The 15,549-nt window shown below is 35.1% G+C and carries 12 protein-coding genes, 1 tRNA gene and 3 pseudogenes; 15 read left to right on the top strand and 1 reads right to left on the bottom strand.

Annotation, left to right across the window (positions count from 1 at the left end):
- Positions 1 to 97: 97 nt before the first annotated feature.
- The 14 genes and pseudogenes from CALKRO_RS09055 (at position 98) to CALKRO_RS08990 (ending at position 13,887) form a co-directional block, all read left to right on the top strand.
- Complete coding sequence (locus CALKRO_RS09055) at positions 98 to 2,530, top strand: glycoside hydrolase family 2 TIM barrel-domain containing protein (RefSeq protein ID WP_013430729.1); 2,433 nt, start codon at positions 98 to 100, stop codon at positions 2,528 to 2,530.
- A gap of 243 nt (positions 2,531 to 2,773) precedes the next feature.
- Positions 2,774 to 3,433: a cobalt transporter CbiM gene (gene cbiM / locus CALKRO_RS09050; protein ID WP_013430728.1), complete on the top strand. Its 660-nt coding sequence runs from the start codon at positions 2,774 to 2,776 to the stop codon at positions 3,431 to 3,433.
- A 15-nt stretch (positions 3,434 to 3,448) separates the two neighbouring features.
- Positions 3,449 to 3,769: a PDGLE domain-containing protein gene (locus CALKRO_RS09045; protein WP_013430727.1), complete on the top strand. Its 321-nt coding sequence runs from the start codon at positions 3,449 to 3,451 to the stop codon at positions 3,767 to 3,769.
- Positions 3,770 to 3,775: 6 nt separating this feature from the next.
- The gene (locus CALKRO_RS09040; RefSeq protein WP_013430726.1) at positions 3,776 to 4,567 is read left to right on the top strand and encodes an energy-coupling factor transporter transmembrane component T family protein; all 792 of its coding nucleotides are present in this window, start codon (positions 3,776 to 3,778) and stop codon (positions 4,565 to 4,567) included.
- Positions 4,564 to 5,313 carry an energy-coupling factor ABC transporter ATP-binding protein gene (locus CALKRO_RS09035; RefSeq protein WP_013430725.1) on the top strand — a complete coding sequence of 250 codons (750 nt, stop codon included), beginning with the start codon at positions 4,564 to 4,566 and terminating at the stop codon, positions 5,311 to 5,313. The genes CALKRO_RS09040 and CALKRO_RS09035 overlap by 4 nt, the downstream gene beginning before the upstream one ends.
- A gap of 51 nt (positions 5,314 to 5,364) precedes the next feature.
- Positions 5,365 to 5,484, top strand: a complete 120-nt coding sequence (locus CALKRO_RS09030; protein ID WP_013430724.1) for a hypothetical protein — start codon at positions 5,365 to 5,367, stop codon at positions 5,482 to 5,484.
- A 309-nt stretch (positions 5,485 to 5,793) separates the two neighbouring features.
- Positions 5,794 to 7,233 carry an ISLre2-like element ISCbe4 family transposase gene (locus CALKRO_RS09025; RefSeq protein WP_013430723.1) on the top strand — a complete coding sequence of 480 codons (1,440 nt, stop codon included), beginning with the start codon at positions 5,794 to 5,796 and terminating at the stop codon, positions 7,231 to 7,233.
- A gap of 150 nt (positions 7,234 to 7,383) precedes the next feature.
- Positions 7,384 to 9,649 (top strand): annotated as a pseudogene (locus CALKRO_RS09020) (N-6 DNA methylase).
- A gap of 69 nt (positions 9,650 to 9,718) precedes the next feature.
- Positions 9,719 to 9,869: pseudogene (locus tag CALKRO_RS14225) on the top strand (ATP-binding protein); the annotation flags it as partial.
- An 83-nt stretch (positions 9,870 to 9,952) separates the two neighbouring features.
- The gene (locus tag CALKRO_RS09010) at positions 9,953 to 11,170 is read left to right on the top strand and encodes an RNA-guided endonuclease InsQ/TnpB family protein (protein ID WP_013430722.1); all 1,218 of its coding nucleotides are present in this window, start codon (positions 9,953 to 9,955) and stop codon (positions 11,168 to 11,170) included.
- A 50-nt stretch (positions 11,171 to 11,220) separates the two neighbouring features.
- Positions 11,221 to 11,460 (top strand): annotated as a pseudogene (locus CALKRO_RS13335) (DeoR family transcriptional regulator); the annotation flags it as partial.
- 56 nt (positions 11,461 to 11,516) lie between these two features.
- Positions 11,517 to 12,770: a restriction endonuclease subunit S gene (locus CALKRO_RS09000; RefSeq protein ID WP_013430721.1), complete on the top strand. Its 1,254-nt coding sequence runs from the start codon at positions 11,517 to 11,519 to the stop codon at positions 12,768 to 12,770.
- Entirely contained in the window at positions 12,767 to 13,057 is a 291-nt protein-coding gene (locus CALKRO_RS08995; RefSeq protein WP_013430720.1) for a nucleotidyltransferase family protein, read from the top strand. The genes CALKRO_RS09000 and CALKRO_RS08995 overlap by 4 nt, the downstream gene beginning before the upstream one ends.
- Positions 13,058 to 13,212: 155 nt before the next feature.
- Positions 13,213 to 13,887, top strand: coding sequence for a M48 family metallopeptidase (locus CALKRO_RS08990; RefSeq protein WP_013430719.1), 675 nt, complete (start codon positions 13,213 to 13,215; stop codon positions 13,885 to 13,887).
- A gap of 111 nt (positions 13,888 to 13,998) precedes the next feature.
- Here CALKRO_RS08990 and CALKRO_RS08985 read toward each other — a convergent pair.
- Positions 13,999 to 14,075, bottom strand: a tRNA-Arg gene (locus CALKRO_RS08985).
- Between the two features lie 192 nt (positions 14,076 to 14,267).
- On the opposite strand from CALKRO_RS08985, the gene serS reads away from it, so the two are divergent.
- Positions 14,268 to 15,530: a serine--tRNA ligase gene (serS, locus tag CALKRO_RS08980; RefSeq protein ID WP_013430718.1), complete on the top strand. Its 1,263-nt coding sequence runs from the start codon at positions 14,268 to 14,270 to the stop codon at positions 15,528 to 15,530.
- The last annotated feature ends 19 nt before the right edge of the window (positions 15,531 to 15,549 follow it).

Below are 15,549 nucleotides of genomic sequence, written 5' to 3'. Positions count from 1 at the left end.
GGGGCTGGGAGACTTTGATGTGGCGGACTATAAATACCCCAGCCATCTTGAGCCGCTGATTTTCTGAAGCGGCTCAAGATGTTCTTGAGTTTCAAAAATGCAGAAGATAAATTTGGACAGGTCATGGGAGTATCTTGAGCTTGGTTTTGCAAATGTATTAAACTTAACAAGTTCAGAATATGAGTGGAAAAAGGTGGATCTGCCACATGATGCTGTAATTGAGAAGGAAAGAAGTGAGGTCAATCCCTCAGGTGCTGGGGAAGGGTATACTGCAGGATGCAGTTTGTATTACAAAAAAGAATTAATTTTAGATGAAGAGTGGCAAGGCAAAAACTTAATACTTGAGTTTGAAGGAATCATGGGTATAGCTGAGGTTTTTGTAAATGGTAGGTTAGTTGCTAAACACTTCAATGGATACACAAGTTTTCTAATTGATATAACAAAGCATGTCAAGTTTGATGATAAGAACATTGTTATTGTGCGTGTAGAAAATACTCATAAGCCAAGCTCAAGATGGTACGCGGGTTGTGGCATATACAGACATGTGTGGCTACACATTGGTGGCAAGGTGTATATAAAACCATGGCATTTGCATGTTCAAACTAAAGCAATTGAAAATGGAACTGCAAAGTTAGAAGTAAGAGCTGTTGTTGTCAACAGTGTTAATGAAAAAGTTCAAGGGGTAATAAAATTTGATGTATTTTCAAAAGATGAGAAACTAATTCTCAGCAGTGAAGAGAGGTTTTTGATTGGTAAAAGTGAAGAAAAGATAATTGCCAAATCCTTAGTACAAAAACCATTTAAATATTGGGATATAGAAGACCCATATCTTTATAAAATTCAAGCAACTATTATTTGTGATGAGAGTATTGAAGATAGTGCTTCTACATTATTTGGTATTCGGACAATTTCAGTTGATCCAAAGAAAGGATTTAAATTAAATGGTAAGCCATTAAAATTAAAAGGTGGCTGTATTCATCATGACAATGGACCACTTGGAAGTGCGAGTTACGATAGGGCAGAAGAGAGAAAAGTAGAACTTTTAAAAGCTTCTGGATTCAATGCGGTAAGACTTGCTCATAATCCGTTTGCCCCAGCTTTTTTGGATGCATGTGATAGATTAGGGATGCTTGTGATAGAAGAATTTTTTGATGTATGGCATGCTGGCAAGGTTAGCTTTGACTACCATCTATTTTTTGACAAGTACTGGGAAGAAGATTTGGAGTCCACCATAATGAGGGACTATAATCATCCTTCGATAATAATGTGGTCAATAGGAAACGAGATTACATGGGGAGTTGGAGTTGATGTTGACGATGATAGCAGCTACTCAATATACACCTGGTGCGAGCGATTAGCTAAAAAGGTAAAAAGTTTGGATTCATCAAGGCTGATAACAGCGGCACTGTGCGCAATTCCGGATGATTATAAAAGGCTTTTTGCTATAATTGAAGAAGGTGACTATGTAATTAGAATGCTTAAACAAGAAGCAGATGTTATTGAAGATAAATGGGGCGAATTTTCAGAAAAGTTTTCGAGGTTTCTTGATGTAGTTGGTTATAACTATAAAGTAGATAGATATGGATACGATAGGTATAAATATCCTGACCGAGTAATCTGTGGCACAGAAACTTATCCATATACTCTTTTTAAAAACTGGAAACAAACAATGGAAAATTCGAATGTTATAGGTGATTTTGTGTGGACGGCTATTGATTATTTGGGCGAAGCAGGTCTTGGTAGGGTAAGTATTGAAGCAGATGACCTTAAATCTTTCTGCGGGTCTTATCCATGGTTTTTAGCAAATTGTGGGGATATTGATATCTGTGGTGAAAAACGTCCTCAATCGTATTATAGAGATGTTGTTTGGGGAAATAGAAAAGACCCTTATATTGTAATACTTCCACCGCAAATGTATGGCAAAAAACTATACTTTAAACCCTGGGCATGGGAGCCAGTTGAACGAAGCTACACTTTTCCTGGATGTGAAGGGATGCCAATAGCGATACATGTCTATGCAAATGCAGATGAGGTTGAGCTGTTTGTAAATGGCAGAAGTTTGGGAAGAAAAGAAGTAGGGATTAATACTCAGTTTAAAATGGTTTATGACACAATTTATGAACCAGGAGTGATAGAAGCTGTAGCATACAAAGATGGTAAAGAGATTGGCAGAGACAAAATAGAAACAACAGGTGAGCCCATAGCCTTAAAACTGTTGCCTGATAGAGATGTTATGTCCTCTTCTTATGGCGATTTGTGTTATATAAAAATAATTGCAGTAGATAAGAATGGAAGAGAGGTTGTTTTTGCAGATAACAGAATAGTTGTAGAAGTTGAAGGTGTTGGTGAACTTGTTGCTTTAGGAAGTAGCAATCCTTTGTCAACAGAACCATTTGTTAGCCGAGAGAGAAAGCTCTATAAGGGGCGAGCATTGGCAATAGTAAAGAGCATTGGCAAAAAAGGAGAATTTAAATTGAAAGCTTGGGCAGAAGGATTGGATGGTGCACAAGTTTTTGTAAAATGTATTTAAGGGGATTTAATTATCAATTTTTTCTAATTTAGTTAAATGGATATTTTGGGTATAATTGCCTTTCAACAAAAAGTATTGCTCAGTAATCGAGTTATATGATAAAATTAAAAACGACAGAGTAAATAGGGATTACTAAAAGAACAAAATATCTGAATCAAAGCCCACGAAGGGCTGAAGTAAGCAGCTTTTCGTGGGCTTTTTTATTTTTTCACAAATACTTTAAAAAAAGGAGGAAAGGTACAAATGCACATTCCTGATGGTTATTTAAGTCCGCAAACTTGTGCTACATTTTATGCTGCATCTGTGGCATCAGTTGGCTTTGCATTTGCAAAGTTTAAAAAATCAGTTGATGAAAAGACCTTTGTTCATCTTTCAGTGGCATCAGCATTTACATTTATTGTTATGATGTTCAACTTTCCGGTAGTGGGAGGAAGTTCTGCTCATATTACTGGAATACCGCTTATAACTTATCTGTTCGGGCCGTTTGCTTCAATCATAGCATCTACAGTGGTCTTGATAATTCAAGCTCTTTTGTTCAGAGATGGAGGAATTTTAGCACTTGGAACAAATGTGTTTAATATGGCCATTGCTATTCCGCTGGTTACCATTTTTGTCGACAGCCTTTTAAAAATGGCTAATCTCAAGAATGAAAAGGTGAGAATGTTTATAAGCACATACATTTCAACAAATGTGGCTGCACTTTTGACAGCAGTTGAGCTTGGACTTCAACCAATTTTATTTACAAAAGCAGGAAAACCCTTATATTTTATGTACGACTTGAAAACAACCATTCCTGCTATGATGGTTCCACACCTTTTGATTGTTGGGGTGGTTGAAGCAGTTTTGACAGTTTTGCTATATTCACCTTTAAAAAATTTTGCTAAGATAAAAAAGGAAGTTTAAAGGGGTGTTTTTGTTATGAAAAGGGGAGTTGACAATAACCTCAAGGTGAGTATAATAATTCTGTTTGCCCTTGCTATTTTGACACCGCTTGGGCTTTTGACGCAAAACCCGGCGTTTGGCGAGTGGACTGAAGAAGAAATAAAGAAGATGCTGGGGTTTGTGCCTGAGGGATTAAAAAGGTATGCTGAGGTTTATAAATTTGACCTTTTTGATGGCTATTCAGTTAAATTTATTCACAACCAGTACATTGGCTATATTTTATCAGCACTAATTGGAATAGCAGTGATATTCGCGATATTTTTATTATTAAAACATTTGATGACTGAAAGGAAGTAAGATAAAGTGCTGCCAGATTTTTTGAGAGAAGAAGATAACGCTAAAGTCAAAGTTGCAAAAGAAGGATATGTGGAAAAGAGTCTTTCTGGTTACTTGAAAGTTTCACAGTGGTTTTTCAAAAGAAGCAAAAGTTCATTTACAAGAATTGATGAGTGGGCAAAACTTTTGTTTTTAATATGGTTTAGTTTACTTGTGAGTATCTCTGATAGTATTTTGTTTTTAGCAGTTGCTTTTACTTTTGTATTGGTAGTTGCAGCAATATCAAAAGCTGATATCAAAGCATTGATTGTTTCATCTTGGGGGTTTGTGCCGCTTGTTACATTTATAATAAGTATTCCTTATATGCTTATAACAAAGAATATTATGCCAGCTATTTTGCAGGTTTTAAAGACAGGTATCATTATAATGACAGGTGAGGTTGTAATATATAACTCAAGAATTGACAGGCTTTTTAAGCCTTTTTCTTTTTTTGGGGGATTGAAAGAATTCATATGGCTTGTTGAGCTCACGATAAGGAACATCTTTGTACTTTTACATACAATTACAGATATTTTGTTCGCAAAAAAGATAAGGACGGTGGGTGTATCAAGGAATAGATTAGATTTTGTAAAATCTATGATAAAGGCCTTTGCTCAAAAGACCATGTATATTTCAGAGGTTACTTATATCTCCATGAAAACGCGTGGCTTTTCATCTGGAAATATTAAATCTGAGTATAGATTTAAGGTCACTATCTCAGAACTTTTGGTGGTATTTTCATTAATTATTATGAGTATTTTGGAGAGGATTTTAAAATGAGTGCAGTGTTCAGGGGAAAAGATATAACATACAGGGTAAACAACAAAACCATTCTTGAAGTAGCAAGTTTTGAGATTGAGAAAGGAAAGGCTTATGCGCTTGTAGGTTGCAACGGAAGTGGAAAAACCACACTAATGAAAATACTTTCTGGAATCATACTTGATTTTGAAGGAGAGCTTTACTTTTATGATAAAAAAGTTGATAAAACTTCTTTTAATGAGCTTTTCAAAAACGGATTTTACAAAAAGGTAGGTTATATGTTTCAGGAGACAGAACTTCAGCTTTTTAATCTCACTGTGTTTGATGAGATTGCTTTTGGCCCAAGGCAGTTTATGAATGATGAAAGCAAAATCCAAAAAAGAGTTTTGGAGGTAGCAAAGTTTATAGGTATTGATAATTTACTTGAAAGTGATATACTGACATTGAGCGGTGGGGAGAAAAAAAGAGTAGCACTTGCTTCAATACTTGCAAATAACCCGGAGGTTTTAATACTTGATGAGCCAACAAACGACCTTGACCCCAAAAGCATAAGGTTTTTTGCAAGGATTTTAAAACAGCTCAAAGATGTCGGGAAAACTCTAATTGTTTCTACACACCACTTTGACTTGCTTTTTCGCTTAGCTGACTATACAATTTTGCTTTCACCAGACCACAGAATACTGAAGATTGGCACTACAAAAGAGATTTTAGAGGATAAAAATCTTTTGATTGAAGCTGAGGTCATAGATGAAGAATTTGAGGTTTGAGATGTTAGGGCTACTAAATCAAAAATTTTTAAAGGGAAGTGAGCAGACCATATGAGGATTAGTAGACTTGATGATGTGGAAAAATTCAAAATCGAAAATGAAAGATTATTTTTTTCTGTCCAACATGAAGAGATTAAAATGGGTTTGACTACAGGTATGTACTTTTTATGAAAACATTGAAGTACCTTCAACTAACATGACAGTGGATATAAAAAATTTAGTAGTAAATATGCAGAATAACAGGAAGAATTCCTGGTGTGACTATTAATACAAGATTGAAGAGGGTAAAGTGATTTCTATGTATACCAAATTCAAAGCTATATAAATTGGAAATTCTCACAGGTCTTAGTGTAAAATATTTATAGGACATTGGATGGAAAAAAGCTCCCTCCTCTTGGTAGAAGAGAAAAAATGAAGTAGAATATAATGATGAAAAATAAAAAAAAGAAAAAGGAAAAACAAACCAAAGGAGGGAGCAAAATGACTGAAAATATTGTATCAAAAATAGAAGAACTTTTAAAGACTTTTGAGGAAGGATTAGAGAAGATAGTGAAAAGGGAGAAGGATTTAGCGGAATATTCAATTGAACTTAAGAAGCAGTTAGACCTGATAGGCAAGGAGATGATAAAGGAAGCATGTGAACTTATAGATGAATCATTGAAAGAGAACGAAGAGAGGAAGAAGAGGTATGAGGTTGTGAGGAGAGACAAGAGGGGTTTAAAGACAATATTTGGTGATATTGAATATGAGAGAACATATTACAAAGATAAGGAAGGCAAAGGATATGTTTATTTAGTTGATATAGTTTTAGGGATAGAGAGATATCAAAGGATAGACAATGCGGTAAAGGGAGCGATAATAGAGAGAGTAGTAGACATGTCATATGAGAAGGCAGCAAAGGAAGTATTAGGGGAGGATAGGATTAGTAGACAAAGTGTAATGAATATTTTGAAAGGGATAGATAGTAAAGAATTAGATGAAATCCAGCATAGCAAGAGTGTAAGAGGAGAGAAGAAAGTTGTAAAAGAGCTTTATATAGAGGCGGATGAAGACCATATTTCATTACAGAATGGAAAGAAAGAGATAGCGAAGCTTGCTTACATAAATACGGGATATAAGGAAGAGAAGGGCGTTGTTATTAGGAAGGAATTAAAGGATTTGCATTATTTTAGCAGTGTAAAAGAGGATGCAGATGATTTTTGGGCAAAAGTGGGTAAGTATATTGAAGAGAATTTTGAAGTTGAGAAGATAGAAAACATATATCTTTTAGGAGATGGAGCTAATTGGATAAAGAAGGGATTAGAGTGGATAGATGGAGCGGAATTTGTATTAGATAAGTTTCACTTAACGAAGGAGATAATGAAAATAGCAGGAGGGGATAGAAAATTATTTAATGAGATTTTGAAAGCATTAAGAGAGAAGGATAGAGAGGGATTTGAGGCATTAGTAAAAGAAAAGATGGAGGAGGTTAAAGAAGATGAGTTAGCTAAGAGGAGGATAAAGAAGGGAAGGAGATACATACTTTCGCACTGGGATAATATAGTATTAGAAGCAGCGAATGTTAATATAAAGGGATGTAGTGCAGAAGGGCATGTAAGTCATGTATTAGCAGAGAGGATGAGTTCAAGACCAAGAGGATGGAGTGAAGATATAGCAGAGACCATGGTAAAGTTATTGAGTTTAAAATACAATGGTTTTGAACTTATGAATGTATATTTAGAGAAGATAAAAGCTAAGAAAGCAGAAAGGCAAGAAGTTAAAGAAATAGCAAAAGGAATTATAAAGAACGGGAAAAGAGTACGAAAAGGTACGGAAAAATGGAATAATATACCAGTTATAGCAAATGGTAAAGTTAACCAGTTACGAAGAGCACTAAAGTCTTTGATTAGTTGTAGCTTCTATAATGCAGGTATATTCTAATAAAATTTTTTCCTACAAACTCTTGACACTATCCTCACAGGTTGAATTGATTGAAAAATAATTTAGTAATTGGTAAAATAGATAACAAAGAATAAAATGATTATAATGAAAAATTTGTTGTGTCAATAAAGTTTAATCGGAGGGGTTGATTTGGCTGGTGACAAAATAACCTTAAGACAGATAGAAACACATCTTTTCAAAGCAGCTGATATACTCAGAGGTAAGATGGATGCCTCTGAGTATAAAGAATATATTTTTGGCATGATTTTCCTAAAATATACTTCGGATGTTTTTGAAGAAAAAAGACAGGAGTTAAAAGATAGATTTAAAGTTATGGGATTTTCTGAAAAGCAAATACATGAACTATTAGAAGATCCAAGCTCTTATGGTGATGCCTTTTAATCTTATTAACCATTTCAACAAGTATAAACTAACACCTTCAAACTTTGAATTTCCTGATCTGCTTGGTGCTGCTTATGAGTATTTGTTAAAGGAATTTGCCGATTCAGCTGGTAAAAAAGGAGGAGAATTTTACACACCATCACATGTTAAAAAATTGATGGTAAGGTTAGTCAAACCCCGTGAGGGTATGTCAATTTACGACCCAACTGTGGGCTCTGGTGGTTTCTTGATCGAGGCATTCCACTACGTTGAGGAACAAGGACAAAACCCAAGAAACTTAGCACTTTATGGTCAAGAACTTAACGGATTGACATGGTCTATATGCAAAATGAATATGATTTTGCATGGCATCAATGATGCGCACATAGAAAATGAAGATGTGTTGACAACCCCCATGTTTTTGGAAAATGGATACATAAAAAGGTTTGACAGAATATTAGCCAATCCGCCTTTTTCAGAAAACTATACCCGCGCAAATATGCAGTTTGAAGAAAGATTTAAATATGGCTTTACTCCTGAGAATGGAAAAAAGGCAGACCTTATGTTTTTGCAGCACATGATTGCAAGCCTGAAAGATGACGGAGTAATGGCAACAGTTATGCCTCATGGAGTTTTGTTCAGAGGTGGACAGGAAAAGGTTATAAGGGAAGGGATTGTAAGAGATGATCTAATTGAGGCAATAATAGGACTGCCGCCGAAGCTTTTCTACAACACTGGAATACCAGCTTGTATTATTGTGGTTAATAAAAACAAGCCAGAACATTTAAAAAATAAGATCTTGTTTATCAACGCTGATAGAGAGTATGGAGAAGGTAGAAATCAGAATTTCTTGAGACCAGAGGACATAGAAAAAATAGTTACAGTGTTCGATGAAAAGAAAGAGATACCTAAATACTCCAGGTTGGTTGATATAAAGGAGATAGAAGAAAACGATTTTAATCTGAATATTAGACGTTATGTGGACAATTCCCCAGATCCTGAAATTGAAGATGTTCGTGCACATCTTTTTGGTGGTCTACCCAAAAAAGAAGTATTGCTGTATGAAAAACAGTTGAGGAAATTTAACTTGAGCTATGATATTTTGCTGGCAGAGAAGAGTGAAAATTATTTGGAGTTTAAAAAAGATATTACTGACAGAAATCAAATTAGGGAACTGATTGATAATTGCACTGAAGTGAAAGCTACAATAGAAAAACACAAAGAAAAACTTTTGGAGTGGTGGCAGCTTGTAAGGACTGAAATTGAACAGTTTTTTGGCAGAAATAATCTTTGGAAGTTTAGAAATGAAGCTTTGGAAAAATTGAAAGATAGCTTATTGCCAATTGGAACATTTGATGAGTTCAAAATAGCGGGCATATTTGCAAATTGGTGGGAAGAGCTTGTTTATGATTTTAAAAGTATAGTTTCTGCTGGTTGGAACAAGAATTTGGTTGAAAGAGAAAGAATTAAAGAAAAATATTTTAAAGAAGATATAGAAAAAATTGAAGATGTTGAAAGCAGGCTTGCCGAAATTGAAGCAGATTTAAGTGAGCTTTTAGAAGAAGTTGAAGATTGGGATGAAGAGCAGCAGGGAGATAAAACTGCAAGCAAGGTCAAAGAGTTTCTGAAGGACTTGGTTAAAGATTTAAAATCAAAAGACAGCGAGGCTGCGAGAAGAGAAGCAAAAAAATGGGAAGATTTGTTAGAAAATATTGCTCAAAAAGAAAAGGAAATTAAAAAGGTGAGAAGTGAGATAAGCAGAAAGCAAAAGGAAATTGAAAATAAGATAGATGAAAAGATTGAATCTATTACCGAAGAAGAAGCGAAGGAGCTATTGCTTGAAAAGTTCTTTGAATTAATTAGCAATCAACTTGAAAAGTACTTAAATGCAGAGAAAAAAGAACTGATAAAGATTTTTGAAAAGCTTTGGGATAAATATCATGTGTCTCTTGAACATCTTTTAAAGGAACGAGAGCAGGAAGTCAGTAGGTTAAATAAATTTTTGGAGGAACTTGGATACTATGAGAGAGTCTAAACAAGTGGAATTTAAAGCACAGTGGAGCGACGAGCATCTTAAAACAATCTGTGCATTTTAATACTATGCAGTAGGCATATTGCTTATGTATTTTTCCTTGCAGGATTGATTGAAAAATGGGGAAGCGGCACAAAAAGAATGGTTAAACTTTGCAAAGAAGCAGGACTGCCAGAACCTGAGTTTAAAGAAGAAGGCGGTTTTGTGGTCGAATTTTATCAAAGAAGTCAGCAAGAAGATTCCATCTTCTGCAAGATGGAGATGAATTGCAAAAGATATGATACAATATTCTTCGGGTGAGGTCAAATGTATAAAACTCAAAAAAATCATATAAGGTGTCACAAACAAACATACAAGTTGCTAAGAATCCTGTGTCATTTTTCGAAAAATTTGTATAACTACACACTCTACCAAGTTAGGCAGCATTATTTCACAAATCAGCAATACCTAAGATATGAAATTGTATATCATCTTGTGAAGGGAAACGAAAATTATAGACTGCTACCTTCTCAGGTTGCCCAGCAGACAGTAAAGGCAGTAGATGAAGCTTTTAAATCATTTATTGCAATACTTTCAGCAAAGAAAGAAGGAAAAGTTGAAAGGAAAGTTTCACTGCCAAAATATTTGCCCAAAGGCGGAATGTTTCTTCTTAGTTTCCCAAAAGACCAGTTCAAAGTAAAACAAGATAAATTAAGATTAAGTTTAGGCAGGAGTTTTTACAAAGAGTTCGGAGTAAGATACCTGTATTTTAATTTGCCACCTGCAGTTTTAGGTAATAGAATAAAAGAAGTCAGGATAGTGCCAAAATTCGATGGCAGATGGTTTGAGATTGAGTATGTATACGAAGAAACAACACAACCCTGCAATTTCAATAAAGACAGGTGCTTATCAATAGACTTAGGACTTGATAATTTTGCAGCAGTAGTTGATACCATCGGGACTGCCTTTTTGATAGAAGGCAGGTATATAAAATCAATTAACCGATGGTATAACAAAGAGAGGGCAAGACTGCAGAGTATATACTCAAAGCAGAGGATTAAATATGGCAAAAAACTTGCTCAAATTTCTCTTAAAAGACAGCATATAATTGACAATTTTTTAAATCAAGCAGCAAACTTAATAGTCAAGCACTGCTTAAGTAATCAAATTGGCAGAGTAGTGATTGGCGAACTGAAGGATATAAAGCAAGGAATAAACCTTGGTAGAGTAAATAATCAAAATTTTGTAGCTATTCCGTATGAGAAATTTAAGAGAAAGCTTGGGGCAAAGTGTCATTTCTATGGCATAGAGTACGTAGAAGTGGATGAAAGTTTCACGTCGCAGAAGTGCAGCAGGTGTGGGATAGTAAGTAAAAGCAATAGGAAATTTAGGGGTTTATATGTATGCAAGGAGTGCGGGAATGTTGTAAATACGGATATAAATGGAGCAATAAACATATTGAAAAAAGTAGCTGGTGAGTCTGCTTTAAAGCAGATAGCCAGTAGTGGGTGTGTGAACCATCCTGTGAGAATAAGGGTGGCATAGTGCTACCAAACTTCTCACAAAGCCTCCACCTCTTTAGGCGGATGGTAGTTCACAAAGACATATACACAGAAGAGTATTAAGCCAAGCTTGGGTTAAATGAAAGGCAGATAAAGGCAGTTATGTATGTAAAGGAGAAAGGGAAAATAACGAATAAGGAGTATCAGGGAATATGTAATATCTCAAAAGCAACAGCAACGAGAGATTTGACAGAACTTGTTAATATGGGTATTTTCTCGATTTGTGGAGAGGGTAAAAGGACATTACATTATATACTTATGAATCAAAAATGAGCCAAAAATAATCCGAATGAGCCAAAAAACCAAAGGAATTAAATGGAGGTATGACTGTGAAAGTGGATAAGAGAAAACTTCCTGAAGGTTGGAAATGGGTAAAGTTGGGGGAAGTTTTAGCGTATGAACAGCCTAATAAGTATATAGTCAAAGATGAACAATATGATAAAAGACATGGAATACCTGTTTTAACTCCAGGGAAAACTTTCATATTAGGATTTACTCAAGAGCATCAAGGAATATACAACAATATTCCTGTGATAATATTTGATGATTTTACCACTGAAAGTAGATATATTGCATTCCCATTCAAATTAAAATCTTCTGCGGTTAAAATTCTTAAGTCTAAGTGTAACTTTGTGAACCTTTATTATGTTTATAATTCAATGCAATTACTTAATTTTAAACCGGGAAGTGAACATAAAAGATTTTGGATTTCTGAATATTCTAAATTTTTAATTCCTCTTCCCCCTCTCCCCGAACAACGCAAAATCGCTGAAATACTTGAGACAATTGATAATGCAATTGAAAAAACTGACGCTATTATAGAAAAGTATAAACGCATAAAGCAAGGTTTGATGCAAGATTTGCTTACTAAAGGAGTGGTAAATGAGGGTGAGGGTGAAAGTGAGAGGTGGAGGTTGAGAGATGAGAATATTGATAAATTCAAGGATTCACCGCTTGGGAGGATTCCAGAGGAGTGGGAAGTGGTGGATGTCTACGGACATGTCAACTTAATTAATGGAGGAACTCCAAGCACAGAAAGGCCCGAGTTTTGGAATGGAAGTATACCTTGGCTATCTGTAGAAGATTTTAATATAGGCAAAAGATGGGTTTTCTCAAGTTCAAAATACATAACTGAATTAGGATTAAAGCAAAGTGCAACAAAGCTACTTAAAAAAGGTATGTTGATAATATCTGCACGCGGTACTGTAGGTGTGTTAGCACAACTTGGGGCGGATATGGCTTTCAATCAGTCATGCTACGGCCTTGATGCAAAAGATAAAATGAAGCTCTCCAATGATTTCCTATATTATGCTTTAAAACATTTTATTACTTCATTTTTATCATTAGCATATGGAAATGTATTTAATACAATTACGAGAGAAACCTTTAAGGAAATTTTAATTCCTCTTCCACCTCTTCCCGAACAACAACGCATAGCTTCAATTTTATCTCAAATAGATGAAGTCATAGAAAAAGAGCAAGCCTATAAGGAAAAACTTGAAAGAATCAAAAAAGGCTTAATGGAAGATTTGCTAACAGGCAAAGTCAGGGTAAACCACCTTATTGAGGAGGAAGAAAAATGAACAATGATATACAAGTAATTCTACAAGAACGAAAAAATTATTTAGTGGAAAAGTTCGGAGTAACTGAAATTGCTATCTTTGGCTCCTATACAAGAGGCGAACAAAGAAAAGATAGTGATATAGATATCATTGTTGATTTTAAAGAGGGTTACAAAACATTCGATAATTATATGAATTTGAAATTCTACCTTGAAGAACTTTTTGGTAAAAAGGTTGACCTTGTGATTAAATCAGCTATAAATCCACGTCTAAAGCCTTTCATAATGGAGGAAGCAGTATATGTCTAAAAAGCGTATACTAAAAGTAATTCTTGAAGACATCATTTAAGAAATGGAAGTATTGAGAGTTTACACAGGATAGAAAAATACTATAATTTTACAGAAAATAAACAGGTTTTAATGCTGTATTAAAAGACAATTGAAGATATTTTGGGGTGACATTTATGCTAGACATTAAAATTGAAAAAATCATACGCTCAAATAGAAAAACCATAGCTTTGCAAATAACAGAAAATAGCACACTCATAGTCAAAGCTCCGATCAATGTGGATGAAAAAACAATATGGGATGTTATTCAAAAACATAGAAAGTGGATTGACAAGAGAAAGAAAGAGATAGAATTAAGAGATCCCAAAGTCTTGCCAAAAGAATTTGTCAGCGGAGAGGGATTTTTATACCTTGGCAGGTATTATAAACTGCACATAGTTGAAAACCAAGATGTCCCGCTCAAATTCGAAAATGGGTTTTATCTCTCAAGAAGTGCTTTGCCAGAAGCAAAGAATGTATTCATAGATTGGTATAAAAAAGCTGCCTATGAGAAGATTCTTGAGAGAGTAAACTGGTGGGCTCAAAAAAGAGATTTTAAATACAACAAAGTAAATATAACAAATGCACAGAGAAGATGGGGTTCTTGTTCTGCAAAAGGTAACTTAAACTTTTCTTGGAGACTTATTATGGCACCGCTGTCTGTAATAGACTATGTGATTGTTCATGAGCTTGTGCACCTTGAAGAGAAAAATCATGGCAAAAATTTTTGGACAAAGGTAAAACTGCTCATGCCTGATTACAAGAAACATGAGGATTGGCTGAAGAAAAATGGGTATCTGCTAACTTTATAGGGACTAAGCTCACTACTTTACATAAGACAAAAACCTGTGCTGACCATTTTTTAGACTTAGCTTTCTTCGTAGCACAGGTTTTTTGCTTACTTAAAGATATTTACTTTTCACTGGTGCGCCCGAGAGGACTCGAACCTCCGGCACATGGTTTAGGAAACCATTGCTCTATCCTACTGAGCTACGGGCGCACAACGTTTTTGCAAACAATATAATACAACATTTTGAGGCTATTGTAAAGATCCTTGACACAAAAATCAAGGTAGCTTGGAAAGAGGCGCAAAGATATTTACAAGCTCTGAAAATACTGATAAGATAAAATGTATACAGTTTGTCAATTTTCTTTGCCAAAAAATTACAATTACAAAGGAGAGGCGAGTGTAATGCTTGATTTAAAATATATAAGGGCAAACCCGGAAAAGGTACAAGAAGGACTTTCTAAGAGAAACAAAGACATTTCGATTGCGCCCATTTTAGAGCTTGATGAAAGAAGAAGAAAGCTATTGGCTGAGGTTGAAAGCCTGAAAGCTCTACAGAATCAAAAATCAAAAGAGGTCCCAAAGCTCAAAAAGGAAGGAAAAGATGTTACAGATCTCATGAATGAGCTAAAAGATTTATCTGATAAAATTAAAGAATTAGATTGTAAAGTCAAAGAGGTTGAAGATGAGATAGAAAATATTTTGCTCACAATCCCAAACATTCCTCATGAGTCTGTGCCAGTTGGTAAAGATGATACAGAAAATGTTGAAGTAAGACGCTGGGGTGAGGTAAGAGAGCCTGAATTTGAAATAAAGCCTCATTGGGAAATTGGTATAAATCTTGGAATCTTGGATTTTGAAAGAGCCTCAAAAGTGTCAGGAAGCCGTTTTACATTTTATAGAGGACTTGGTGCAAGGCTTGAGAGAGCCTTAATCAACTTTATGCTTGACCTTCACATTGAAAAGCATGGCTATACTGAGTTATTCCCGCCTTTTTTAGTTGTGAGAAAATCTATGATAGGCACAGGACAGCTTCCAAAATTTGAAGAGGATGCATTTAAGACAACAGATGATTATTTTTTAATACCAACAGCAGAAGTTCCTGTTACAAACTATCACAGAGAAGAGATACTCAAAGAAGAAGATTTGCCAATAAAATATGTTGCCTACTCAGCATGTTTTAGGGCAGAAGCTGGTGCTGCTGGCAAAGACACAAGAGGACTTATCAGACAGCATCAGTTTAACAAGGTTGAACTTGTAAAATTTACAAAGCCAGAAGATTCTTATGATGAGCTTGAAAAACTCACAGCTGATGCAGAGGATGTTTTAAAGGAATTAGGGCTTCCTTACAGAGTTGTTTTGCTTTGCTCGGGTGATTTAGGTTTTTCTTCTGCAAAGACATACGACATTGAAGTTTGGATGCCAAGCTATGGTAGATATGTTGAGATTTCTTCTTGTTCAAACTTTGAAAGCTATCAGGCACGAAGAGCAAACATCAGATTCAGAAGGAAAGACGGAAAACTTGACTATGTTCATACGCTAAACGGCTCAGGCCTTGCTGTGGGAAGAACCTTAGCAGCAATACTTGAAAACTTCCAGCAAAAAGATGGAACAGTAGTTGTTCCAGAGGTTTTGAGAAAGTATATGGGTACAGATGTGATAAAGTAAAAATTAGGGAAGAACAAAG

It is taken from the genome of Caldicellulosiruptor kronotskyensis 2002, assembly GCF_000166775.1.
Taxonomy (GTDB): domain Bacteria; phylum Bacillota; class Thermoanaerobacteria; order Caldicellulosiruptorales; family Caldicellulosiruptoraceae; genus Caldicellulosiruptor; species Caldicellulosiruptor kronotskyensis.
The sequence above is the reverse complement of the archived record's forward strand: the minus strand, read 5'-3'. Positions and strand labels throughout refer to the sequence as shown.